Annotated in this window: 22 protein-coding genes; 13 read left to right on the forward strand and 9 right to left on the reverse strand. The window is 35.4% G+C overall.

The features are described 5' to 3' along the window. Positions 1 to 86: 86 nt before the first annotated feature. Positions 87 to 1,097, reverse strand: coding sequence for a phosphorylcholine transferase LicD (locus ACJMML_RS06360; RefSeq protein WP_405306507.1), 1,011 nt, complete (start codon positions 1,095 to 1,097; stop codon positions 87 to 89). Between the two features lie 148 nt (positions 1,098 to 1,245). Here ACJMML_RS06360 and ACJMML_RS06365 point away from each other — a divergent pair, with 148 nt between their 5' ends. From ACJMML_RS06365 to ACJMML_RS06390, 6 genes are all read left to right on the forward strand, one after another. Further along, positions 1,246 to 2,502, forward strand: a complete 1,257-nt coding sequence (locus ACJMML_RS06365; protein ID WP_405306508.1) for a glycosyl transferase GT4 family protein — start codon at positions 1,246 to 1,248, stop codon at positions 2,500 to 2,502. Next, positions 2,499 to 3,344: a UbiA family prenyltransferase gene (locus tag ACJMML_RS06370; RefSeq protein ID WP_405306509.1), complete on the forward strand. Its 846-nt coding sequence runs from the start codon at positions 2,499 to 2,501 to the stop codon at positions 3,342 to 3,344. Before ACJMML_RS06365 ends, ACJMML_RS06370 begins: the two co-directional genes overlap by 4 nt. Positions 3,345 to 3,381: 37 nt before the next feature. After that, positions 3,382 to 4,953 (forward strand): glycosyltransferase family 39 protein, encoded by a 1,572-nt coding sequence (locus ACJMML_RS06375; protein WP_405306510.1) that lies wholly within the window; start codon positions 3,382 to 3,384, stop codon positions 4,951 to 4,953. 1 nt (position 4,954) lies between these two features. Next, the gene (locus ACJMML_RS06380) at positions 4,955 to 6,127 is read left to right on the forward strand and encodes a glycosyltransferase (protein ID WP_405306511.1); all 1,173 of its coding nucleotides are present in this window, start codon (positions 4,955 to 4,957) and stop codon (positions 6,125 to 6,127) included. Positions 6,128 to 6,369: 242 nt separating this feature from the next. Further along, positions 6,370 to 7,728, forward strand: a complete 1,359-nt coding sequence (locus ACJMML_RS06385; protein ID WP_405306512.1) for an NERD domain-containing protein — start codon at positions 6,370 to 6,372, stop codon at positions 7,726 to 7,728. 19 nt (positions 7,729 to 7,747) lie between these two features. Next, positions 7,748 to 8,239 carry an acyltransferase gene (locus ACJMML_RS06390; protein WP_405306513.1) on the forward strand — a complete coding sequence of 164 codons (492 nt, stop codon included), beginning with the start codon at positions 7,748 to 7,750 and terminating at the stop codon, positions 8,237 to 8,239. On the opposite strand, the gene ACJMML_RS06395 is transcribed toward ACJMML_RS06390, so the two are convergent. Genes ACJMML_RS06395 through ACJMML_RS06410 form a run of 4 tightly spaced genes read right to left on the reverse strand, consistent with a single transcriptional unit; the run spans position 8,236 to position 13,820 of the window. Then, on the reverse strand, positions 8,236 to 9,672 hold the full coding sequence (locus ACJMML_RS06395) for a lipopolysaccharide biosynthesis protein (RefSeq protein WP_405306525.1): 1,437 nt from the start codon (positions 9,670 to 9,672) through the stop codon (positions 8,236 to 8,238). The two genes, ACJMML_RS06390 and ACJMML_RS06395, sit on opposite strands and share 4 nt — an antisense overlap. Further along, positions 9,665 to 11,086, reverse strand: a complete 1,422-nt coding sequence (locus ACJMML_RS06400; protein ID WP_405306514.1) for a sialyltransferase — start codon at positions 11,084 to 11,086, stop codon at positions 9,665 to 9,667. The genes ACJMML_RS06395 and ACJMML_RS06400 overlap by 8 nt, the downstream gene beginning before the upstream one ends. A gap of 12 nt (positions 11,087 to 11,098) precedes the next feature. After that, the gene (locus ACJMML_RS06405; protein ID WP_405306515.1) at positions 11,099 to 12,151 is read right to left on the reverse strand and encodes an N-acetylneuraminate synthase family protein; all 1,053 of its coding nucleotides are present in this window, start codon (positions 12,149 to 12,151) and stop codon (positions 11,099 to 11,101) included. Beyond that, positions 12,135 to 13,820 (reverse strand): cytidylyltransferase domain-containing protein, encoded by a 1,686-nt coding sequence (locus tag ACJMML_RS06410; RefSeq protein WP_405306516.1) that lies wholly within the window; start codon positions 13,818 to 13,820, stop codon positions 12,135 to 12,137. The genes ACJMML_RS06405 and ACJMML_RS06410 overlap by 17 nt, the downstream gene beginning before the upstream one ends. An 88-nt stretch (positions 13,821 to 13,908) precedes the next feature. On the opposite strand from ACJMML_RS06410, the gene hypD reads away from it, so the two are divergent. Genes hypD through ACJMML_RS06425 form a run of 3 tightly spaced genes read left to right on the forward strand, consistent with a single transcriptional unit; the run spans position 13,909 to position 16,976 of the window. Next, positions 13,909 to 14,955 carry a hydrogenase formation protein HypD gene (gene hypD / locus ACJMML_RS06415; RefSeq protein ID WP_405306526.1) on the forward strand — a complete coding sequence of 349 codons (1,047 nt, stop codon included), beginning with the start codon at positions 13,909 to 13,911 and terminating at the stop codon, positions 14,953 to 14,955. 1 nt (position 14,956) lies between these two features. Then, a complete protein-coding gene (locus tag ACJMML_RS06420; protein ID WP_405306517.1) occupies positions 14,957 to 15,661 on the forward strand; it encodes a phosphoglycolate phosphatase in 705 nt (234 codons plus the stop codon). 7 nt (positions 15,662 to 15,668) lie between these two features. After that, positions 15,669 to 16,976, forward strand: coding sequence for a TldD/PmbA family protein (locus ACJMML_RS06425; RefSeq protein WP_405306518.1), 1,308 nt, complete (start codon positions 15,669 to 15,671; stop codon positions 16,974 to 16,976). 23 nt (positions 16,977 to 16,999) lie between these two features. On the opposite strand, the gene ACJMML_RS06430 is transcribed toward ACJMML_RS06425, so the two are convergent. The 3 genes from ACJMML_RS06430 to glp are packed head-to-tail and all read right to left on the reverse strand — an operon-like array spanning position 17,000 to position 18,969. Then, positions 17,000 to 17,248 (reverse strand): hypothetical protein, encoded by a 249-nt coding sequence (locus ACJMML_RS06430; protein ID WP_405306519.1) that lies wholly within the window; start codon positions 17,246 to 17,248, stop codon positions 17,000 to 17,002. 8 nt (positions 17,249 to 17,256) lie between these two features. After that, entirely contained in the window at positions 17,257 to 17,718 is a 462-nt protein-coding gene (locus ACJMML_RS06435) for a GyrI-like domain-containing protein (protein WP_405306520.1), read from the reverse strand. Positions 17,719 to 17,745: 27 nt separating this feature from the next. After that, the gene (glp, locus tag ACJMML_RS06440) at positions 17,746 to 18,969 is read right to left on the reverse strand and encodes a gephyrin-like molybdotransferase Glp (RefSeq protein ID WP_405306521.1); all 1,224 of its coding nucleotides are present in this window, start codon (positions 18,967 to 18,969) and stop codon (positions 17,746 to 17,748) included. 109 nt (positions 18,970 to 19,078) lie between these two features. Here glp and eif1A point away from each other — a divergent pair, with 109 nt between their 5' ends. Then, the gene (eif1A, locus tag ACJMML_RS06445) at positions 19,079 to 19,384 is read left to right on the forward strand and encodes a translation initiation factor eIF-1A (RefSeq protein WP_292600781.1); all 306 of its coding nucleotides are present in this window, start codon (positions 19,079 to 19,081) and stop codon (positions 19,382 to 19,384) included. Between the two features lie 27 nt (positions 19,385 to 19,411). Beyond that, positions 19,412 to 20,185 carry a serine protein kinase RIO gene (locus tag ACJMML_RS06450; RefSeq protein ID WP_405306527.1) on the forward strand — a complete coding sequence of 258 codons (774 nt, stop codon included), beginning with the start codon at positions 19,412 to 19,414 and terminating at the stop codon, positions 20,183 to 20,185. A gap of 43 nt (positions 20,186 to 20,228) precedes the next feature. On the opposite strand, the gene ACJMML_RS06455 is transcribed toward ACJMML_RS06450, so the two are convergent. Further along, complete coding sequence (locus tag ACJMML_RS06455; protein ID WP_405306522.1) at positions 20,229 to 20,999, reverse strand: TMEM175 family protein; 771 nt, start codon at positions 20,997 to 20,999, stop codon at positions 20,229 to 20,231. A 132-nt stretch (positions 21,000 to 21,131) separates the two neighbouring features. On the opposite strand from ACJMML_RS06455, the gene ACJMML_RS06460 reads away from it, so the two are divergent. Next, a complete protein-coding gene (locus tag ACJMML_RS06460; protein WP_405306523.1) occupies positions 21,132 to 21,749 on the forward strand; it encodes a KH domain-containing protein in 618 nt (205 codons plus the stop codon). 422 nt (positions 21,750 to 22,171) lie between these two features. Beyond that, on the forward strand, positions 22,172 to 23,829 hold a 1,658-nt coding region (gene top6B, locus ACJMML_RS06465; protein WP_405306524.1), incomplete at its 3' end, for a DNA topoisomerase VI subunit B.

The raw sequence follows: 23,829 nt of genomic DNA on the forward strand, positions 1-23,829 counted from the left end.
ACCAACTAAAAATTATAAAAAGTAATTCTTTAATTTATAATACTATATTATGATATCAATTATAGAATATATATAATTTATCCTTCCTAAAAAGTTTCATTGATATTTTTTAAGAATTCAAGTGCCCCATCAAAAGCATCATCCATCTCTTCAGTTGAACCGAATTGAGCCTCAATCAATTCCAGGGTATTGTGATTTTCAATAACTTTTGGAAATTCCATATAATCGGGGCCAAACATGCTGGTAAGATGATGATTGCAGTCTTTTGGACATTTAAATTTATGGCCTTCAAATTCAATAGACTCCAATGGAAATGTTTTGTCATAGTCAAAGATTCTTATTTTCCAATGGGGAACTCCTTCAATGGTGTCTGAGAACTGCCTTGTTTTGGAATCCGTAAATCCAACTTCGCTGCGTGCAGAATCAATCCTGTCAAAGAATTTAACCTTATTCCTCAACATGTCATCGTAAAACTTATACTGGGCAGGGGCAAACTTGCTATAGATTGCGTCCAACTTATCATCCTCTATAAAATCAAAAGGGAATATGTCTATCTTGACAAAGGGTTTCATCCAAGCAATCTGCAGAAAGTTATATTTTCCATCAATCATGCGGTTTCCGCCCTTATCCTCAACATCATAAACGCTATTGAAATCGCTGAAGTAATTTTTTCTGTTTTCCAGAAGCAATGTCAACCCGCAGGATTGCTTCAAATCATGCTCTTCAATCTCCTTTGGCAAAACTTCAATAAGCTTTTTGTAATCCTTTCTAAGAATGACCAGGTCAATATCATCATCCCATGGAATGAATCCTCCGTGCCTCACAGCACCCAAAAGTGTACCGAAACCGAGCCAGTAATCAATATCATGCTTGTTGCAGACATTATCTACAAAAATCAGCAGCTCAACATATAATTGGCGGAATTTTCTGCGCAAATTGTTAACTTCAGATTCCTCAGACAATTTTAAAAGATAATCCTGAGTGGAGATTCCGTTAGATTGCTTTATCCTATCTGTAACATCAAAACTCAATTTCAGAATTTTCGGATTAAATTTTATAAACCCTGGAAGTTTAAGATAATAGTCCTCTAAAGTCATATTTTCCCCAATATTTAGTTAAAAATCGTTTTATGAAATAATCATTGACTGAAATTATATTTTTAAATACTGAAATATAAAAGTTAGGGAAAAATTATTTTAAAAGTAACTATAAAAATTATAATAATAAAAATAACCGGGATAATACATGAAAAAGGTCATTTATATCGCATTTAACTATAATCATGATACTGGAATCGCATCAAAAAGGTTGAGGGGAGTTTCTAAATACCTGCCTTCATTTGGATGGCAACCTATTGTGATTGTGCCAAGGACTTCCAACGATACGGTTAAAATTGATAATGTCAGAGTCATTGAAACCGATTATCAAGACATGATTTCAAAATTCATGCCAAAATCAAATAATACCGGCCGTAAGAGAGAAGTTAGCGGCAGAGACCAGACAAATAAGTTCGTCTCAAAATCATTATCCCTTGCAGGAGAGATCTTTGCATACCCGGATAGCATGAAATACTGGAAAAAGCCTGCAGTTGAAGCAGCTTCAGAAATCATCGAAAATGAGAAGATAGATGCGATACTGTCAACATCATCTCCAATCACCTCGCATATCATAGCACATGATTTAAAGGAAAAGTACGGCATTCCGTGGGTAGCGGATTTGAGAGATTTATGGAATTTAAATCCTTACATTAACCATAATGTCATTAGAAGATATTTTGAAAAAAGATTGGAAATGAAAACATTCAAGAATGTCGATGCCCTGACAACAACGACTGAATTGGCTAAAACAACACTTAAAGGCATTCATCCAACAAAAAGGATTGAGTGTGTGGTTTCAGGTTTTGATCCGCAAGATTTTGAAAGAACAAACCAGACGGAAAACAGTGAAAAACTAACCTTGATGTATGCCGGATCACTTTACAGTGGAAAAAGAGATCCATCAATATTGTTTGACGCAATCGGTCAATTGATTGGTGAAAATAAAATAGATTCAGATAAAATCGTTGTTGATTTTTATGGGGATGAAACAAATCTGGCCGAGCTTTCCCAGAAATACAATATCAAAGACAATGTCAATATCCACGGAAGGATAACACAAAGTGAAGTCCTCCAGCATCAGATGAACTCTGACATATTGCTTTTAATCTCATGGATGAACGAATCCGAAAAGATGTTCATACCCGGCAAAGTCTATGATTGCATAGGCTGCAAAAAACCGATTTTATCAATCGGATATAAGGAAGGTTCCCTTAAAGACCTGATTGACAAGACAAATATCGGATACCACGTATCCAATGTCGATGAATGCAAAAAAGCTATTTATGATTATTACACAAAATATAATAAAAATGAACTGAAATATAGTGGAAATGAATTTGCACAGGATTACTCTTTAAAGAATACTGCAAAGAATTTTTCAAAAATCCTTGAGGAAGTCATATGAATCCATACATAGAAATTTTAAGACCTGGAAATGCAGTGATGGGTGCAATATCAATCATCTTAGTGGCAATAATTGATAAGACAATCAGCATACCTATTATACTTGCAATGATAACTGTGTTTTTTGAAACAGCAGCTGGAAATGTGATTAACGATTATTTTGACTATAACATCGATTTGGTTAACAAGCCTGAAAGGCCACTACCTTCAGGACGAATTTCACGTGAAAATGGTAAAAAATATGCATATCTCCTCTTCCTGGCAGGTACACTATGCGGATTTTTAATCAGCTATCTGACATCCAACTGGATTCCTTTTGCCATCGTTCTGATTGCAGATGTGATTCTTTATCTATATGCGTGGAAATTAAAAGCAACACCATTGATTGGAAACCTGGCAGTGGGATTCATGACAGGATTCGGATTTGTTTTCGGAGGATTCACCATTAACAATCCCAACATTGTGATGACTTCAATATTTTTAGGATTCTTTGCATTTGTCATGACAACCGCACGTGAAATCATCAAGGATATAGAGGATGTTGAAGGGGATAAAAAGGACGGTGCAAGAACTTTGCCTATTTTAATCGGTAAAAGGACACCTGCAATACTTGCCACAATTCTAATCATTATCGACTGTGCGTTGTGTCCATTGTTATACATTTACCATATTTTTGGAATATTATACCTGGTAATAATAGCAATTGCAGTAGTACTATTTATTTACTCCGCAATTTTAATTTTGAAATCACAGGATGAAGCTACTGCCCATAAATCCTCAAAACTGTTGAAGATTGGGATGCTAATTGCCTTCCTATCATTTGCACTTGGATCATTTTTCTAACAATCTTTAAATAAAATCATTAAAAAAAATAGTAGTGATGTTTGAGGAATTCAATATAAAACAAAAAGATAAATATTATTTGCTGTTTATTCTGATTTACAGCATTATTCTGGTCGCATATTACATAAATTTCAATAATAATCTTGGAATTTACTGTTCTGACGTTTACGTTTATCTTTTAAATGCACTTTATTATACCGGAACAAATATTCGTGCAACAGGAACGATTTATTTGTCCCCATTAATTTGTTATTTAACATCAATATTCTTCCGTTTGGGATTTGTAGACCTGCAGGCCATTTATATAGTAACAGGAGCATTTGCCGTATTCGGAAACATTGGTTTTTATATTCTGCTTAAACGATATTTCAATGAAAATTTAAGCTTGACAGGAACTATAATTTACTGTTCATTAACTCTTTACCTGACCTGGCTGGCAAACGGGACTTTAGACATTCCTGCCGTATCCATGACCATTTGGACAGCATTATTTACAGTCATTGCAATAGATGACAATCCAAAATACTATCAGCTTGCAATATTATTCGTCATATTAGGAATCTTTACAAGATACACCATCTTATTGACATTGCCTGCACTTGCACTTTATTACGTTTATCAGAAAGGATTCAAAATCGATAGAAAGGATTTGAAATATATCCTAAAAGGAATTGCTATTGGTGTGATTTTAACATCCATTATCATGGCATCGATAATAACTTTGGGAGGAGGGACTTTTGGTGCGGGGAACCAGATTTCATCAGGAGTCAGCGGCGCCCAGGGATCACAAACTGACCCTGCATATAATACTGATGTAAGCTACTATCTGACAAATTTCATCAATTTCATCTCAAATTCACATACAGTAATTGATGGAAATCCTGTTTTAGACAATCCTACGCCGCTAGCTTGGGGAATTATCGGAATAATGATTATTGGAATAGGCTTGTGGCTATATGATAACAAACGATCCCCTCAAAAAAAGGACATCATTCCATTAGTATTCTTTATAGCTGCAATAGTGAGTTTTACCAGAATAAGCTCTGTAATTACAACATTGCTGGTTCTGCTGGGCATTTATTTCATGGGCAAGGATAGCGAAAATAAAGCGGAATACTTCATGCTCGCATGGATATTTTCCAACATAATATTCTTCAGTTATTACACAATCAAAGTAAACAGATACATACTGCCAGTATTTCCGGCCATAATCTACTTTATCCTACTTTCAATCGATACAATAAATAAGCGCATCAAAATCAATGAAAATATAATCCCTATCATACTGATTGCATTGTTCATCATTCAAGCTTTCGCATTTACATACACTTTTGACGAAACAAATAAATTTAAAACAATAGAAGATGTTTCAGATTACATAATTACCAATAATCCGGATTATAAAAACATTTCAATCGGCACTTACAATGTAAGAGCATACAATTGGTGGTTAGGAGAAAATGTCCTGCCAATAAAAAGCTATGACACCGAAACGATTGATGCAAGCAACGTTACTTACTATATCTCCGACCGAATCCAGAATAATCTGACAAATTATACTGAAATAAAGAATATAAATAATGTTTACATATACGAAAAAAGTGTTTAAAATGAATATTTTACATGTCGTGCCTTCATTCGCTCCCTGTTTTTCACACGGAGGGGTTGTGAATGCATCTTATCAAATTGCAAAAAAGCAAGTGGAAAATGGACACAACGTTTGTGTTTATACCACAGATAGCTGCGATAAAAGATTAAAATTTGAGAACAATTACAATGTGGATGTTGAGGGCATCAAGGTTTTTTATTTTAAAAATTTGTCAAACTCATTTAAAAACAAAATGACCATTGACACACCTCTCAGCTTAATCAACTACCTTAAAAAGACAATCTCTGATTTCGATATAATCCACATTCATGAGCACAGGCAATCCTTAGCGATTGCAACCCACAGATATGCTCAAAAGAATAATGTTCCATATGTTCTACAAGCTCATGGATCAGTTCTCCCCTTTTTTCAAAAGGAAAAATTAAAGGAAGTTTTTGATAATCTTTGGGGATTCAACATATTGCATGACGCATCCAGGGTTTTTGCACTGACTGAAGTCGAAAAAGAACAATATCTGAAAATGGGAGTGTCCAAAGACAAAATTGAAATTGTCCCATTGGGAATTAATATGGCCGAATATGAACAGTTGCCGGACAAAGGCAAGTTCAAATCAAAACACAATATTGCCAGTGAAGAGAAATTAATCCTGTTTTTAGGAAGAATTCATGAAATAAAAGGACTTGATTTATTGGTTAAAAGCTTCAGCAGGATATCTGACGATAATGTCAAATTGGCCATTGTCGGAGGAGATTATGGTTTTAAAGAAGAACTTGAAAAATTAATTGACGAGCTTAATTTAAAAGATAAAATAATATTTCCGGGAGTTTTAACCGGAAATGACAAAATTGAAGCATTGGTTGATTGTGACATTTTTATCATGCCTTCAAGATATGAATCATTTACCACAAGCGGCCTTGAGGCCATGGCTTGTTTTAAACCGTTGATTTTAACAAAAAACAATCATATACAAACATGGGTAAAAGATAATGTGGGCCTTGTTTGCGAATTTGATGAAAATGACTTATCCAATTGTATTGAAACATTATTAAATGATGAAGAATTATGTAACAAGTTTGGAAAGAATGGAAGAAAGTTAATCGAAGAAAAGTATGATTGGAATAAAGTTTCAAAGCAAATTGAAGACATTTACTATGAATGCATCAATAATTATTAGAAACATATATAATAAAAAAAATTTATAACTAATATCATAAAGCAATTTTAAGGGATATTATGAAAGTTGTATGCTGTAAGAACTGTGGTGCAAAATACCAACTCGATGATGATGACGATATCACAACATTTGAGTGTTCTTCATGTGCAGGTGACTTAGAATATTTAGAAGATTATTCTAATGAGGAAACTAACGAAAATTCTTCATATACTACTACATTAAAATATGATAATTCCTATATTGTGCAATGCCAAGACTGTGGATTAAAATATAAGATAAGAAGTAGCGATAGCATACTTGATTATGAATGTGATAGTTGTGGAGGTCCTTTAAGATATTTAGATGACGAGATGAATAAGGAATTGGATAAGTATCTTGAAGAAAGACAAGAAGAGTTAAAAACCATTAGACAAAACTCTAACACTGAAAACCAAACACCTGAAGAATTAACAAATGAGGAACCTGATCGTTCTTTTAAATCATTTACTGATAGGCTCGGAAATTTCTTTTCAGAAGAACATATGCAAAAGATTGCAGATGACGAGAAAAGAGAACTGGAACTCGAAGAACAAGAAGCAAGTAATGCTAAAACTGCAAGAACTACAATTCCTGATGAAGTTTTATCTAAATTTGGTAAGGAATTTGCTATTCCAAAAACAAATGACTACAATATTTTGAAGAATTTCCTCAAAACTGAATTTTTCAAAAGCATGAATGATTACTATCCAAAAGATAGTGAATATTCTAAAAAATCATCTGGAAGCTTCCTGGAAAAAATAAGCATTGCAGAACCTGACAATGGTGAAGTGGTGCCTGAGAAGAATTCCCTTTATGAGCCGGATATCGGATTTGACATCAATAATATGGATACCAATTCAATCATTCTAATTGTAGGTATAGGTATTTTCGTAATAAGTATTATTGAAATTCTACTCATCAATAGTGGTATAGGTATTGTTGCAATATTTATTGGAGTCATAATGCTTTGTTATGGACTATATAAGTCAAGAGATGACAAACAGGTAGAAGAAAGAACAAGAATTATTAGAGAACACTTATTAACCCTTTCTAATGATTACTATGTATTCTACAATTTAAAAACTCCTACATCTTCTTCAAGCATAAACCACTTAGTTGTAGGTCCGACTGGAATCTATGCTCTTCTTTCACAGAAATACAATCCTAAACTAAGATTAGAAGCAGAAAATGAAAATTTAAGTCTGATTGGATCTACTGAATTAGATGAAGACAAAATTGAAGAGATTCCGATAGATGGAAACAAAAGAAGATTTAGATACACTACAAAACAAGCTAAATTTTCTCAAGATGATAAAATCAAACAAAAATCATTGTCTTTAGGTGAAGATTTAATTAACTTCTTAAATGATAATAATATCAAAAATTGCTTTGTTGAACCGCTAGTTGGTTTTATTAATAATGAAGTTGTTGTAATAAATATGCCTTTGACTGATGAAGACCTATTTATTGAAGAGCTATTATATAAAATCAAAAATAGCACAATTAAATTAGATCAAGAAACTATTGACAAATGCGCTGTTTTACTCAGCAAATATTCTGCAGATTGTTCTGCAGAAATTTAATTTCTTTTTTTTAGATACCATGATTCTTAGCAAAATTAAGAAAAAATTTTATCAACATAGATGTGAAAGTGTTGCAAAAAGCTATGGCAATAACTTCAAGGTAAATGGTGAAAGTTACGTTACGCCAAATACCACTTTAGGTAATAATGTTAATTTTAATGGGATGAAAATTCAAGGAAATGGTAATGTTTCCATTGGTGATAATTTCCATTCAGGCATAGAATGCATGATAATCACAAGCATCCACAATTACGATAAGGGCAATGCAATACCATATGACGACACAATAATCTCAAAAGACGTGATTATTGAAGATAACGTATGGCTGGGAAATCGCGTAACAATACTTCCGGGCGTAAGGATTGGCGAGGGAGCAATAATCCAGGCAGGCAGCGTTGTGGTCAAAGATGTTGAAAAATATGCAATAGCAGGAGGACACCCTGCAGAAGTCTTTAAGTATAGGGACATTGACCATTACGAAAAACTAAAAAAAGAAAAAAGATTCCACTAAATCATGCCTTTAATCAGATTAATCTCTTTTTTATCAATTCCCTTTAACAGTAACAGCACAGCAAAGTAAATTACCACCGCCACACCAACAACAATTAAAATATTGATGATACCTGTAGGATTTGCAAAAGTTACAAATATACCCATGACTATTGAAGCGATTAATATCTTGGCAATTGATTTATAGTCAAACGGCAATCTGGCATACTTTTTACAATAAAATATGGTAACTGCAAATGCGAAGAAATAACAGACCAGTGTTGCAAGCCCCGCACCATAAATTCCAATATATGGCACAGAAAATATATTTAAGACAATGTTTAAAATAGCCACTGCAATCCATATATGTGCAAGGATTGTTGTCCTTTTCTCAAGAATAATGATATTGTTAACGATACCATAAATTCCCATAAATACCGCTCCCAATGCCACCAAAGGAGTAATCATGAAACCATTGTCTGCAATGACTGTAGTAGTTAATATGTAAAGCAGAGGTTTTGAAAGCAAACTCAATCCCACAGTTGCAGGAATGGTAAGTAACAGATAATATTTCATCGAATATGTCAAAAAGGTGTCTACAGTACCCATGTCTCCCTTTTCATAATATTCTGGCAATACTGCAGGAAGCAAAACTGCAAACGGAGTCAAAAACATCAGAATAATGTTTCCCAATGCATATCCCGGAGAGTAACATCCAACCGCAGCAGATCCAAGAAATATACCTATTACAAATTTGTCGCTTGAATCAACAACCCATGATGATATGTTATTCGGAACTGTCGGAATGGCAAATTTCAATTCATCCTTCAAGCTCTTGAGTTTTGTAGTGAATCCCAACTCCCGAACAATCAAAATGGCCATTGCCACAAATACAAAGAAAAATCCAAAGAAACGTCCTAAAACAACCACATCAATAGGCTGATGCATCCAAGTCAAAACAATACTGAACACTACACCGATATAAGTTTGCAAGACTAAAAATGTGGAGTAAAGAACAATCTGCTGAAATGTCCGGAAATAGCTCAAAAGCATCAAATCCAAACATGCGAAGAATGACATTATTATAACAATATACATTATCTGCATGCTTCCATCAAATAACGCACTGGCGATTTGATTTGAAAACATCAGGAATACAAAAGACACAATTACAGTTGACGCCAAAACCAACAACATCATTGAATAAAAAGATTGCTTAATAACCGTCTTATCCTTTTCCGCCGCTAAAAAGCGAACCATGGTATATGGAAGGCCCAAATTAACAAAATTTGGAACAAGTGACACAAAGGTATTCACCTGAGCCCAAACACCATAATCTGCTGTTGAAAAACTTTTTGTGATAATTGGAATGAATATCAGCCCGCTGAGGGATATCAGTATATTTGCAATTCCCACTACACCCATTCTCTTGATGAACTTGACATATTCATCCATTGTCAACCACTCTCTTCAACAGTTCTTTGTCCAAATTCTTAAAAAAGAAATTTTTATCATAATCGGTAGGTTTGAAATTTTCAAGATTATCGTTTAAATCATCAGCATCCTCGATTTTAAAAACATAACCCCTCTCAATCAAATCATCCAGATATTCAACACCCGGAACATCCAAAATAAATGTTTTGCAACCGAACATCATTCCCTCATAGATTGCTGTTGAAAATGCACCCACCTGATAATTGGATTGCGCCAGCATCTTATAGAGTGGAATTTCACTATTGTCAATGACTTCAAAGTTGTCAAAAGCTGAAGCCTCAACCAGTTCCGGATAATTTTGCCTCCAGGTTTCATATTCGCCGGGATGCAGCTTATAAATTATTTTTAAATCAGAATGACTTTTTGCAAATTCAAATGCCAGCTTGGACAGGTATTTTCCAATTACTCCCTGGGATATGAATAAAACCTGATTGTCGATGACTTCAAGGTCGATGAAATCCTTTGACTGATATTCGAAATATGGAAAGCCTACTGGAATGATATTTTCCATGGCAATTGGTGAGAAGTCCTCATTCATCCAGTATTCGCCAAAGGACAATATCTTATCTGGGAAATATGGAATTTCACCATTCAATCTGGTTTTTTCGGGATAGGAATAGCCCAAATGATAATGAGTAATGGTTCCGTGCTGAAGCTCAATGACTTCAATGCCCAAATGTTTGGCCGCAGCCACAATAGCATGATTTTCATAAGCCACTACTACAAAAACCATTTTAGGCTTTCTTTTTTTGAATAAATCAATGTATTTCTTATAATCGTACTGGAAATTCAAGATATGTGTCCTCATCATCCATAAAATGTTAAGCTTTATATTGAAAGCGTTTTCCAAATCATTCTGAACCTTTAAAATGAGTTCTTCCTCTTTTTGGGTGAACTCGACCTTATTGAACTTCTTGTGAACATATGCCCCCAATTGAATTGCATCGGTATAGCGAATGTAATCCTGCTTTTTGGTGTAGTGATGATTCAAATAAGGGGATTCCAACACTTCAAAAGAGTAACTTCCATTTAAAAAATCAACCAAAAACTTGCTGTAGATATCACAGTATTGTCCATTAAAAATTACCTTGCGCGGATGGTCAAAAATTAAAATGTCCTTTTGATATTTTCCACTGAAAGGGTTGTGCATCAATGAATTTTTGAAAAACGGTAAGAATGTGGCAAATTTGTCTGCAAGTGACAATGCTTTCTGCTGGGGAGCCCCAAAGATTTCTGTTTTTCGAGTAATGTCATAATAAAGATGCATTCTGATTAATTGCCATGCATAACAGCCTTGAATCTCCTGATAATTAAGATCATATTTCTCTTCAAGGGCAAAAAAAACTTCACAGATATCCCTAACACTAACAGACATTAAAACACCAATCTATTCAAACATGTCAAAATCAAGTAATGTATCTTCAGAAATATCAACCTTGGCGGTTTTCCCAATGACTTCATCAATTTTTGACGGATAAATTCCAGTGCCCGGACGCTTGAATGTCAAATCATCTGAGGTTATGACATCTCCTATGTTGATATCTCGAACTGCAACAATGGATCTTCTTGCCTGACGCCTTGATGAGGATTCGCAAATCAATGGCTGCTTGTTTTTCATACCGTTGATTTTAGATATGAAATTAACATTCCGCCTGAATTTGATTACATCATCAGGGTCCATTGCATGGTAATGATCATTGCCCTGCAAAGTCTTATCCAGTGTAAAATGCTTTTCAAGAATTGTAGCACCATAATTATAAGCAGTTGTTAAAACCGCCATGCCCTTGTCAGGTTTTGTGTGGTCAGAATAACCAATTTCATAATCCGGGAAATTTTCGGCCAAATCCTTAATCATCAACAGATTTGCATCCTCATATAATGTAGGGTATGACAAAACACAATGCATTATTGCAATGTCCACTGTTGAAACTTCTTCAATTGCATTGACTGCCTCTTTTATTTCATTTAATGTTGCTGCACCTGTTGAAAGTAAAATAGGCTTATTCTTGCCTGCAATATATTTAATGAAAGGAATATTTGTTAAATCAGAAGAAGAAATCTTGTAAACGTCCATAAATTCATCCAAATAGTCTACAGATTCAAAGTCGAAAGGTGTGGACAAAAACTTTATTCCAATCTGCTGGCAATACTCTGCAAGTTCCCTGTACTCTCCGACACCGAACTTATCGAATTTTTTAAACAATTCGTACTGGGAAGTTGTAGGCTCTTCGGACAAATCCCAATATGCTGGAGAATTTCTTGACGCAATTGTTTCTGCTTTATATGATTGGAATTTAACTGCATCTACGCCACATTCCTTTGCTTCATCAATCATGAATTTGGCAGCATCCATATCAGACATTCCCTCCTTTTCGGCAATGTCATAAAAATTAACGCCAATTTCCGCAATCAAATATGGATATTTATTGAATATTTTCATGTTTTAACCTCTCTAGTTCAAATTTCCTATATTCTTCACGAATGATTGACCAGATGTTTTCAAAACCATCCTTTAAATCAACGTCCAACATCTTCTGATTCATTTCAAGACGTAACTCATAATCGTTTACTAACTTAAGAAATTGATCAATGATTTGCTGTTTTCCAACATCAACACCCAACCCCATATTAATAAATCCGTTTGTCTCGTTTGCAAAGACATGTGTCAGCTCACGTTCATTCTGACATAGGCAAATTGTCGGAACACCAAGTGAACAGACCTCATACATTGTTCTGCCAGCTGAAGTGAATATCAAATCAGCCTTAAACATGAATTCGCTGATGTCTGAAACATTCCTATAAATCTGAATGGAGTTATTTGATTCATATTTATCGATTAACCTCTCTAGGCCATCATATCCCAATCCCAGGATTACGTTAATCCTTCCGTCATAGCTAGTTGCCAAAATTGAATCTATGACCTTTTCCGTGAAATTGTTCGGGTCGGTTCCTCCAAAGGTAATCATGATATTTTCAACCTTTTGAGTGATGATTTTTTGGGGCTGGAAGTAGAACTCGTCTTTCAGGATATAGTATTTGTGGCCTGTGAAAACATTCTTCTCACTGACATCATGTTCGTACAATGCATCGAATACCACATCAGCCACTTCAGTACCTGTTCCCAAGTCCTCAAAGTTAACTACAAAATAACCATCCTCTTTCAATTGAGTGATATACTCGCTGGAAGTATCCAAAATATCATTGACAACTATATTCGGAGAGTATTCCCTCAATATTTTTATCAGGTCATCCTCGCCATCATAGAGCTTGAATGGATAATTATAGTTGCTGACAATGTCAATTCCAAGCTGGCGCTGCTCATCCATCAAGAAAAGAACATCATGGAAAACAAGTTTGGAAGCGATGGAAAGACATCTGTAAACATGACCGGTTCCTATTTCATCGTAGGCATTTACAACGATTGCAACTTTCTTTTTCTGCAGGTAATTCTCGGCAATCCACCAGTCCTCATAATTGTCGATGTCAACGCTTTCCTGGCGGGACACCTCAATCAGGTCAAGATTGGTTCCCAAACGTGAATCCTCATGAACAAAGTTTCTGCGAGTTATGAAAATTGCGCCAGTTTCCCTGAAATCCTTTGGAAGGTACTGCCTGTTTTTTCGCTCGATATAATTCGGAAAATACCTTTGGTGATTCTCATCATATCCCCAACTCAAATGCCTGTCATCCACAACTGACAACACGCTGTCAACAGCAAAATCCTCAAATTTCTCAATTGCCGCATCCAAAGTGGATGATTTCAGTAAAGGTGAAGTCGGCTGAAGAGTTACTACAAGGTCATACTCATCAAAAGCTTGCTTTTCTTTTTTAACCATTGCATCGTATATGACCGGATCAAGCGGAACATCATCGCCTGACAATTCTTCAGAACGCCTTATCACACTTGCTCCGAACTTTTCTGACAACAATGCAATTTCAGAATCATCAGTAGATACCACAATGTCATCAACGTATTGTGATGATTTGGCTATATTGATAGCATAGGAAATCAAGGGCTTATGATTAAGCAAACGAATGTTTTTACGCGGAATGCCCTTTGAACCTCCCCTTGCTGGAATAACTACTAAAATTTTATTATTGTTAAACATAAATCTCCCTTATAAATCAATAAATTTAATTAATACAATAATAGATATAGTAATGATATAATATTAAATCTTCGGTGTTATTATGAGTATGAAAGAAATGTCAAAAAAATTAATAGATAAAATTAACGACTTAGCAACACCCGTTAAAATAATGCACGTGTGCGGTTCCCACGAACACACAATCATGGAAAATGGAATTAGAAGCCTGCTTCCTGAGGAAGTTGAAATCATTGCAGGACCGGGATGTCCTGTATGTGTGGTTCCATCACGTGAAATCGATGAGGCATTGGAACTCATTGACAAGGGAGTTACAATAACCACATTTGGAGACATGCTAAGGGTTCCGGGTTCAGAAAGATCCCTTGCAGATGCAAAGGCAGAAGGCGGAGACGTAAGAGTTGTTTATGGTATCAACAAGGCAATTGAAATAGCTGAAAAGGTAGACAATGATGTCGCATTTATTTCAGCAGGTTTTGAAACAACTGCACCAACAACCGCTGCAGAACTTCTCTCAACACCTCCCGAAAACTTCTCAGTATTGTCATGTCACAGACTGATTCCACCTGCAATCGACTTTTTGATAAATTCAGGTGAAACAACATTGAATGCATTGATTCAACCTGGACACGTTTGCACAATCATCGGAACCAAACCTTTCGAATACTTCTCAACAGATTACGGAATTCCACAGGCAGTAGCCGGATTCAACCCATTGGACATACTGATGTCCGTTTACATGATTTTAAGACAAATCCATAACGAAACACCGAAAATAGAAAATGAATACAAAAGAGCAGTTAAGGAAGAGGGAAACGTAATAGCAACAGACATGATTGACCAGGTATTTGACGTTACATCAAGGGAATGGAGAGGATTTCCTAAAATACCTAATTCCATTCTTGAAGTCAAAAAGGAATTTGCAGACTTCAATGCCCGTGAAAAATATGACATAGAAGTCAAGGATGTTAATGAAGCTCCTAAAGGATGCATATGCGGACCTATTTTAAGAGGTCTTGCAAGACCTGAAGACTGTAAGCTATTCAGAAAAGCATGCAATCCGCTTCACCCAATCGGAGCATGCATGGTAAGTAAGGAAGGAACATGTAACATTGCACACAGATATTCAAGGGGATAAAATGGCAATCGAAGCAATAGCCGTGGACATTGACGGAACAATAACAGACGAGAAAAGGCAAATCTGCATTTCAGCAATTAAAGCCTTAAGAAAGGCAGAAGCTGCAGGAATTCCGACAATAATAGTAACTGGAAACGTTGTTAACTATGCCTACGCAACAGAAGTTTTAATAGGCTGCAGCGGAGGAATTGTCTGTGAAAATGGAGGAGTTGTCTTTAAGGAAGGAGAAAACAACAATGCCGTTGAAACAATGGTTGAAAGGGACTTTGTAACATCAGCCGAAAATCATCTGAAAGAGAAGTTAGGCGAAAAGTTCGACAAGCATGCATCCCACGACAACATGTACAGGCTAACTGAAACAGTATTCTACAAGACAATACCAAGAGAAGAATTGGAGGATGCTCTGAAAGACTTTGAATACCTGGACCAGCTTGAAATTTATGACAGCGGCTTTGCGCTTCACATTACCGATAAACGTGTCAACAAGGGAACTTCACTTAGATACCTTTGTGAAAGAAACGGAATAAATATGGAAAATGTAATGGCAATTGGAGACAGCCAAAACGACGAAGACTTCCTAAGAGAGGTAGGATATAAGATAGCTGTCGGCAATGCGGACGACAAACTAAAAGAGATAAGCACCTACACCTGTGAAAACCTATTTGGCGATGGAGTTGCCGAAGCCATTGAAAAATTTGCACTATAGTGATAAAATGATATATGAAATTGCGGAAGACGTTAAAAGGACACTTGAAAACAAATGTGACGATTACGAAATTTACATTGATGAGGGAAGAACAATCGAACTGGATTCCCTCAAGGATGAATTGAACTTTGCAAAAGAGGAAATTGAATTGGGCCTTGGAGTAAGAGTAATCAAGGACAACAAACAGGGCTTTGCATTTACATCAAACATCAATCAAGTTTCACAAACTGCCCTTAAAGCCATTGAAAATGCAAAACTTACCAAAAGCGATGAAAACTATGCATTTGCAGAAGTCGAAAAGGTAAGTGAAGTCAAAAATGTTTATGACAGCAAATTCAGTGACCTGAGTGTTGATGAGTCTGTCGAATTTTTAAAGGACACAATAGCAATTGCAAATGACAGCGGTTGTGAAGTAACAGGCTCCGGCTTCAGTGCAAGCGAAGGACGGTCACTGATTGTGAATTCCAATGGAGTTTCAATCGAAAATGAAGGAACAGGATATGGTTTAGGATTATCCGTAATTATACAGGAAGACGGAAAGATTGCAACTGCATACAACTCCCAATCCTCAAGATTTTTCGATATTGATGGTGAAAAATTGGCAAATGAAGTTTGTGATTTGGCGAAAAGCTCACTCAATACAAAACCTGTAGAAACTGGAGACTACAGCGTTGTGCTCGATTATTATGCTGCAGTTGGACTGCTTCAAACATTTTTGGGCGCTTTTGATGGTGAAAATGTGCGCAGGGGAAGATCAATCCTAAAAGACAAAACCGGTCAGGAAATAGCTAATGAGTCATTGACCATTACTGACAATCCATTGCTTGAAAAGGGAATGTATTCCTCAAAATGCGATGGTGAAGGAAGCGCATCACAGAAAACAGATTTGATAAAAGATGGGAAATTAAATTCATTTATTTATGATATATATACTGCAAATTGTGAAGGAGTCAAAACAACCTCCAACGGACTTAGAGGTTCCTATTTCTCAACCCCTATGATCAGTCCTACAAACCTTGAGTTCAAGTTCAGCGAAATGAAGAATTTGAGTGAAATTGACAGCGGCGTTTTAACAACAAGCGTTTTAGGAGCACACACTGCAAACCCTATTTCCGGTGATTTCTCAGTAGAAGCAAGTAATGCATTCAAAATAGAAAATGGAGAGCTAACCGAACCTATTTCAAAAGCCATGATTTCAGGAAACATTTTTGAAATCATGAAAAGTGTTGAAGGCCTTGAAAGCGACATCAAACAATACGGGTCATTCATCATTCCAAAATTATTGGTGCATAATTTAAGGGTTGTTGGCCAATAGTTAAAAAAAGAGATTGAGAAAAATTAGATTTTTTTCAATTTTTCTCTATATCTGTCTATTGTATCATGTTTATATTCAATAGACAAGTATTTTTCAGTCATTTGCTTATCTTCATCAAACATCTTGATTTTATCATTTATAGCCTTGTCTACTTCTTTATCTAATCTTTCAAGTTGTTTTGAAAATGAATATTCTGTTTTTTTAATATTCACATTGGTTTTGCGGGAAAGCCTTTGGACTTCCTCTTCAATATCCACTTCTTTTTTAGCCATGTTAACACCTACATTTCAATGATAGGTAATTGAATCTCAGTAATATAATCTTTTTCATCATCGCAGTTGTGGACACCTTTTATCAGAACTTCCTTAGGTGATCCAATAATGTCATAATGGTTCGCTTGGGCAACTTCAACCAAACCAGCATAAGTATCCATGATATTGTCTGTTGAGCCGAAATGTTTGCCTGCCAAAACCTTATTTTCAATCATGTCGACAACGCGAATCCTGTCTGTTTCATCTGCATCATCTTTAATTGGAATACTTACATCATAAACAACATCACCCTGATTCACTTCATGTCTTGGTGAGAAATATACGATAAACGGTTCTCCATCAGTTTCAATTCCTTCAGTATCAACCCAATCCATCAGCATGGATAAAAACACATCTAAATCACCAATTGGGGTTTTACAGTTAATAACTCCTAACTTTTGTTCTGGAATTACTTTTACTTCATAATCCATAATTACACCTACATTAAATTTATAATATTAATTGAATAAAAATACTTCGACTTCTTCGCCTTCGTCAACAAGTTCAACCAACTTTGGAATTTTCACATAACCATCCGCAGTGGATAATGAAAATATCGCTCCGGAATCCTTGAATATCGGATGTATATTGTCCCCATCAACCTTAACCAATTGATATTGCATTCTTCCAACCTGTGAATGGATTCTTTTTGTGATTTTACCTTTATGGGTTTTTAGCTCAAAGTCCTTATCGATTCCAGCCAATCTTGTTAAAGGCACAGCTACAAATGCGTTGAATATCATCAGTGCAGACACAGGATTTCCAGGAAGCCCAATTACGATTTTGCCGTCGATAACTCCGACTATTGTCGGTTTTCCAGGCTGAACTGAAATTCCATGGATATGCACTTCACCCAATTCATCCAGAACATGCTTCAGGACATCTCCAAGACCTGCTGAAGTTCCGCCGGAACAGAACAATACGTCAACTTCTTTTAATGATTCGGTTATCTTTTGCTTGACCTCATCATAGTCATCTCTCATGACACCTAAAAAATGGGCATCTGCACCGCAGGATACCGCATCGTTTTTAATCATTCCGCCGTTCACATCATAGATTTTACCATATTCCAAGTCCTCTCCCTGAAGAGTTATTTCATTACCGGATGAAAGTATGCCTACACTAGGCTTTTTAAATACTTCAATGGTTTCAAAACCCTGTGACAATAAGACACCAATTTTGCCGGGATTTAAGAAATCGCCCTTTTCAAGAATCAATTTTCCCTCTTCAATGTCTGAACCTTTTTTGGCAACATCCTGAAACGGAGTTGCAGTAGTCAGAAGATTGACAGCGCCTTCACCTTTTTCGGCATATTCGACCATGACAACAGCATCTGCACCTTCAGGCATTGCAGCTCCGGTACTGATTTCAATGCACTTTCCCTCTTCAACCTTCTTATCGGTGGTGGCGCCAGCTTCCAAAAAGTCAATGACATCCAATGTATTAGGAGATTCTTCTGAAGCTCCAAAACTGTCGCTTGAAAGGACTGCAAAACCATCCTTTAGGGCTTTGTTGAAAGGCGGAAAATCCATTCTGGAATAAACATCATCAAATAGGATTCTGCCGTAAGCTTCACTCACTTCAATCTCTTCGCTTTGAGGCTTTAAATTTTCATCGAATAATTCCTGAATAATATCAATAGCTTCATCACATTCCTTAATTTTTAAAAATTCTGTTCCCATAATATCACAATATAGTAAAATCCAATAAATTAATATATAATATATTACTATAAATATAAATAATTTAATCTAATGGATAAAATTATATTATTATTTTGGAGGAGAGTATTTGTCTAAGCCTAACAACAACCAACAACAAGAGTATAGAAGGGTAAGAACTCCTAAAAAAGGAGAAATACCTGGAGTAGTTGAACAAATTATGGGACATGGTAAATTAAAAGTTCGTTGCGCTGATGGCCATATCAGAATGACTAGAATCCCTGGAAAAATGAAAAAACGTATTTGGATACGTGAAGGAGATGTAATTTTAGTAAAACCATGGGATTTCCAATCTGATGAAAAAGCCGATGTAATCTGGAGATACACCAAAACAGAATCCAATTGGCTTGAAAGAAAAGGCTACTTGAAAATGTAGTCTCACTTACTTATTTTTTTGATTATAATGGATCCAAAAATAGCTAAAGCAGACGCCAAACATGCAAAAATTCATTCCGAAAAAAGAAGAAAGGACAGTTCCGAGAGAAAAACCGGAAATGAAGTTTTTGACAAAATCACACTAGAAACATTATACAAATTAGCTAATCAGGGATACATTGATGTTTTAAACGGTGCCATAAGTACCGGTAAAGAGGCTAATGTCTTAACCGGAATCACAGATGATGAAAAATTCGTTGCGGTCAAGATTTATAGGATAGCCACATCTGATTTTAAAAAAATGGATTATTACCTTAAGGGCGACCCAAGATTCAATGTCAAGACTAAAAACAAAAGAAAAATAATCTACTCTTGGGTGACAAAGGAGTTTAAAAACCTGACAAGACTTGAAAATGCAGGAGTCAGAGTTCCAAAACCTATAACAAGTGCAAACAATGTATTGCTAATCGAATTCATTGGTGATGAGGATGGAAACCCTGCACAGCCTGTCAGAAACCAGCCTCCACAAGATCCGGATGAATTCTGGAACCTTTTGCTTGTTGATTTAAAACGATTTGTAAACGATGCAAAGCTCGTTCATGGAGACCTGTCCAATTATAATCTCCTGAATTTGGATGAAAAACCTGTGATTATTGACGTTTCACAGTCCGTGGTTCTGGACAATCCGATTTCAAAGGAACTGCTTGAGCGAGACATCAACACACTTGTTCGTGAATACACCAAGCTTGGCGTTAAAACCAGCTTTGAAGAAGTTTGGGAATATGTGAACCCAAAGTTTTAGAAATATGCAAAAAGTTTTTTACCAATTCAAGATTTTGACTGCATTATTCACCATAGATACTTCTTCGGATATTTTCAAGAAATTTCTTTTCATCATCAGTTAAATCTACTTCCACCAATTTGTCATTGGTAAAACGTCTAGTGCGAATTATGAATACTATAATTAAAGTCAATAAAAAAGACAATATACTGGCCATTGGAGATATGAATGCCAATAAAAGGGATAACAATGAACTTATGACCGGAGCCAGCAAAAGATAGAACAATGTTAATGTAACACCCCTTATATATATTTTCAAGTTTGTTAATTCAATTCCATCATCATAAGAATCCTGCACGGCTGTTTTTATTAAATCCTTGCTTTTGAAATAATCCGCAAAATTAAATCTAACCAAAAAGAAGAATAACACTAGGTACAGTAAACTGATTCCCAATATCAATAATGAAAAGAATATGTTTGCATTAGTGTATTGGTAAAATTTGAAAAGAAATCCGGTTCCAAATGGTATCAAACAGACAGCGGCCATTGTAACCATGTTCAACATCAATATTCCATAGCTTATCTTACTGAAATTAAAAAGGATTACAGTATTTTGCCAAAAATTATATACAATATAAAAACTTACGAAATATATCAAAATGGACGGCGCCAAATAATTAATGAAATATTGGTTTAAAGCAATCCCTGATGAAATATCATTGATCGTTGGAACAGCAAATTCCAAAACAAGAATGGTCATGGCGATTGCAAAAACGCCATCAGTAACCGCAGCATGCCTATCATTAGAATTGTTTAAAAATTTATTATTCGCCATCAAATATAAATAAGTTTTTTATCTTATTTAAGTTATGTTATCTTTAAGACCACTTAATTTAACGAAAATCATAACTATCAAAACATTTAAACATTTAAAGGTAAATAAAATAATATTAATAAGGTGATATTTATGCCAGAAACAGATTATTTAAAAATACCTCAAAATAGAGTGGGGGCATTAATAGGAAGCAATGGTAACGTTAAAAAATCCATTGAAAAAGCAACTGGAACCATCCTAGATATTGATAGTGATGAAGGCACAGTCTATATTACACCTAGAGATGACATGGAAGACCCATTAGGAGTCTGGAATGCAAATCATATTGTTAAAGCGGTAGCCCGTGGATTCAATCCGGAAGTTGCTCTCAAGCTCATTAGCGATGACATTTATTTAGAAGTGATCAGTTTACCATTATACATCGGCAAATCCAAAAAGGCCCTTGCAAGACACAAAGGAAGGATTATTGGAAAAGACGGAAAAACACGTGAAATCATCATGGAAATGGCAGAAGTTGACATGGCAATCTATGGAAAAACAGTTTCACTCATCGGTGAAATGGACAACATCATGGTTGCAAAGGAAGCCATTGAAATGATTCTTAACGGATCAAGGCACAAATCAGTCTACGGATTTTTAGAACATAAAAAAGAAGACCTGAAGATGAGAGAATTCAAAGACCTTGTCGGAATTAATGACGATAAAATCGAGTTCAAGGACGGCATCGACTTTGATGAGAAGGATTATTAGGAGTTAAATACTCCTAACACTTATTTTTCGTATAATCATGAACATATATCACTGCTTCAGGATTGAAAATAATCATTATTTCATCAAATAACTCTTTAATCCTATAATCACCATTAGAACCATTAACTTTTTTCTCATTTTTTTATCAAAGAAATATTACAAACATGAATCAATTAAAATAATACTTACCTATAAAAATTATGTTAATACTTAAAAACTTTTATATACTGTGACCAACATATATAGATAGTGCAGTGTAAATACTATATTTTTTACATTTTTTTAAATTATTATTTTACCATAAATTTAGATAAGATAGATAGGGTAGGGTATGAATATTACTTTTCAAATGCTCTCTCACTTTATTTAAATATAGTAACTATAATACATTTAACCATACCAATTATGAAGGAGGAAAAATTTTGGCTCAACAAGGAATTGATTGGGATGTGGATTTCGACAGATTGACTCCGTCCCAATTCTTTAGAAAGAACAAACAGATGTTAGGATTTACTGGAAAAATCCGTTCATTGACTATTGTCTTCCACGAACTGATTACAAACAGTTTTGATGCATGTGAAGAAGCTGGAATATTGCCAGACATCGACATCGAATTAAAACGTGTCGACAAGGAACATTACATCTTAAGACATAAGGATAACGGACCAGGCATTCCTGAAGACTATGTAATGCAGGTATACTGTATGATGTTTGCAGGATCAAAATTCAGAAACATACAATCAAGAGGACAACAAGGTTTAGGTTGTAGTGGTTGTGTTCTATTATCACAAATGACCACCGGTAAACCTGCTCACGTAATTTCATGTTACAAAGAAGGAGATGAAATTAAAGGAGTAAAAATGAAATTCCAAATGGATGTTGAAAACAACCGCGGAATTTTAATGGAAAGTGAAGATTATCCTGCCGAAAGTACCGGAGTATGTATTGAATTACAATTTAAAGATGTTTCATACTCACTTGCAGAACAAGGTGCATTTGAATACATCAGAAGAACCATGATCGGAAATCCTCATGCTAAAATTACATTCAGAGACCCATCAGGACACAAATATATCTTCAAAAGAGCAGCAGATGTTGTTCCAGTACAACCAAAAGAAGTATTGCCACACCCTAAAGGTGTAAGTGCTGACGATTTAATGACAATGGCGAAAAATACTGACAGCAGAAGATACAAAAGCATGTTAACTTCATCAATGTCAAGAATGTCAGCAAAAAGAGTTGATGAAATCGCAGAAATGACTGGAATCGACATGAACAAACGTCCAAAAGACATGACTTTCCAAGAAGCAGAAGCTATTGTTCAATGCTTTAAGAAAATGAAATTCATGGCCCCTCCTACTGACGGACTTATACCAATCGGATCAGAACAAATTGAAAAAGGTATGAAACAAATATTAAAACCTGAATTTGTGGCCACAATAACAAGAAAACCAGTTACCTATGCAGGTGGTGTTTCATTCATCATAGAAGCAGGTCTTGCATATGGTGGAGATTCAGGTAGGGTTGTCAATGAACAAAGAAAATCCGAAATTATGAGATTTGCAAATAGAGTTCCATTAACATTCGATGCAGGAAGTTGTGCAATCACAGAAGCTCTTAAAAGTATTGATTGGAAACGTTATGGGCTTAAAGATATGGACAACACTCCATTAACATTATTCGTTAATATTATCTCAACTCAGGTCCCTTACCTTTCAACAGGTAAACAGAGTGTCTCCCCAGAGCCAGAAATTGTTCATGAAATCAGACAGGCAACCATGAAATTAGCCCGTAAACTACAAAAACATATTAGGGCTAAAAGAGCTGCAAAAGAAAAAGAAAAACGTTCTAAAGTATTTGAAGAATATGTTCCAGTCATTATTGAAGAAGCTGCAAAACTTGGAGAAACTGGAGTTCCTGAATACCAAGAGGTTTTAGCGAAAGTTACTAAAAGAGCACTTGCGGAATTACTAGGAGAAAAAGTTGAAGAGGAAGAGGAAGAAGAAGAGCTTGATGCACTCATCATGGAAGAAGTTGACGAATTCGGACACACTGTTGACGGTAATTCAACACTGGATAA

Source organism: Methanobrevibacter sp., from assembly GCF_045130115.1.
In the GTDB taxonomy this organism is placed as follows: domain Archaea; phylum Methanobacteriota; class Methanobacteria; order Methanobacteriales; family Methanobacteriaceae; genus Methanocatella.

Coding starts and splice junctions, on each gene's coding strand:
- ACJMML_RS06425 (WP_405306518.1), top strand. CDS start 15,669: ATGATATATGAAATTGCGGAAGACGTTAAAAGGACACTTGAAAACAAA.
- hypD (WP_405306526.1), top strand. CDS start 13,909: ATGAAAGAAATGTCAAAAAAATTAATAGATAAAATTAACGACTTAGCA.
- ACJMML_RS06430 (WP_405306519.1), bottom strand. CDS start 17,248: ATGGCTAAAAAAGAAGTGGATATTGAAGAGGAAGTCCAAAGGCTTTCC.
- ACJMML_RS06405 (WP_405306515.1), bottom strand. CDS start 12,151: ATGAAAATATTCAATAAATATCCATATTTGATTGCGGAAATTGGCGTT.
- ACJMML_RS06395 (WP_405306525.1), bottom strand. CDS start 9,672: ATGGATGAATATGTCAAGTTCATCAAGAGAATGGGTGTAGTGGGAATT.
- ACJMML_RS06435 (WP_405306520.1), bottom strand. CDS start 17,718: ATGGATTATGAAGTAAAAGTAATTCCAGAACAAAAGTTAGGAGTTATT.
- ACJMML_RS06360 (WP_405306507.1), bottom strand. CDS start 1,097: ATGACTTTAGAGGACTATTATCTTAAACTTCCAGGGTTTATAAAATTT.
- ACJMML_RS06380 (WP_405306511.1), top strand. CDS start 4,955: ATGAATATTTTACATGTCGTGCCTTCATTCGCTCCCTGTTTTTCACAC.
- ACJMML_RS06460 (WP_405306523.1), top strand. CDS start 21,132: ATGCCAGAAACAGATTATTTAAAAATACCTCAAAATAGAGTGGGGGCA.
- ACJMML_RS06450 (WP_405306527.1), top strand. CDS start 19,412: ATGGATCCAAAAATAGCTAAAGCAGACGCCAAACATGCAAAAATTCAT.
- ACJMML_RS06375 (WP_405306510.1), top strand. CDS start 3,382: ATGTTTGAGGAATTCAATATAAAACAAAAAGATAAATATTATTTGCTG.
- ACJMML_RS06370 (WP_405306509.1), top strand. CDS start 2,499: ATGAATCCATACATAGAAATTTTAAGACCTGGAAATGCAGTGATGGGT.
- ACJMML_RS06420 (WP_405306517.1), top strand. CDS start 14,957: ATGGCAATCGAAGCAATAGCCGTGGACATTGACGGAACAATAACAGAC.
- ACJMML_RS06365 (WP_405306508.1), top strand. CDS start 1,246: ATGAAAAAGGTCATTTATATCGCATTTAACTATAATCATGATACTGGA.
- glp (WP_405306521.1), bottom strand. CDS start 18,969: ATGGGAACAGAATTTTTAAAAATTAAGGAATGTGATGAAGCTATTGAT.
- ACJMML_RS06400 (WP_405306514.1), bottom strand. CDS start 11,086: ATGTCTGTTAGTGTTAGGGATATCTGTGAAGTTTTTTTTGCCCTTGAA.
- ACJMML_RS06455 (WP_405306522.1), bottom strand. CDS start 20,999: ATGGCGAATAATAAATTTTTAAACAATTCTAATGATAGGCATGCTGCG.
- ACJMML_RS06410 (WP_405306516.1), bottom strand. CDS start 13,820: ATGTTTAACAATAATAAAATTTTAGTAGTTATTCCAGCAAGGGGAGGT.
- ACJMML_RS06390 (WP_405306513.1), top strand. CDS start 7,748: ATGATTCTTAGCAAAATTAAGAAAAAATTTTATCAACATAGATGTGAA.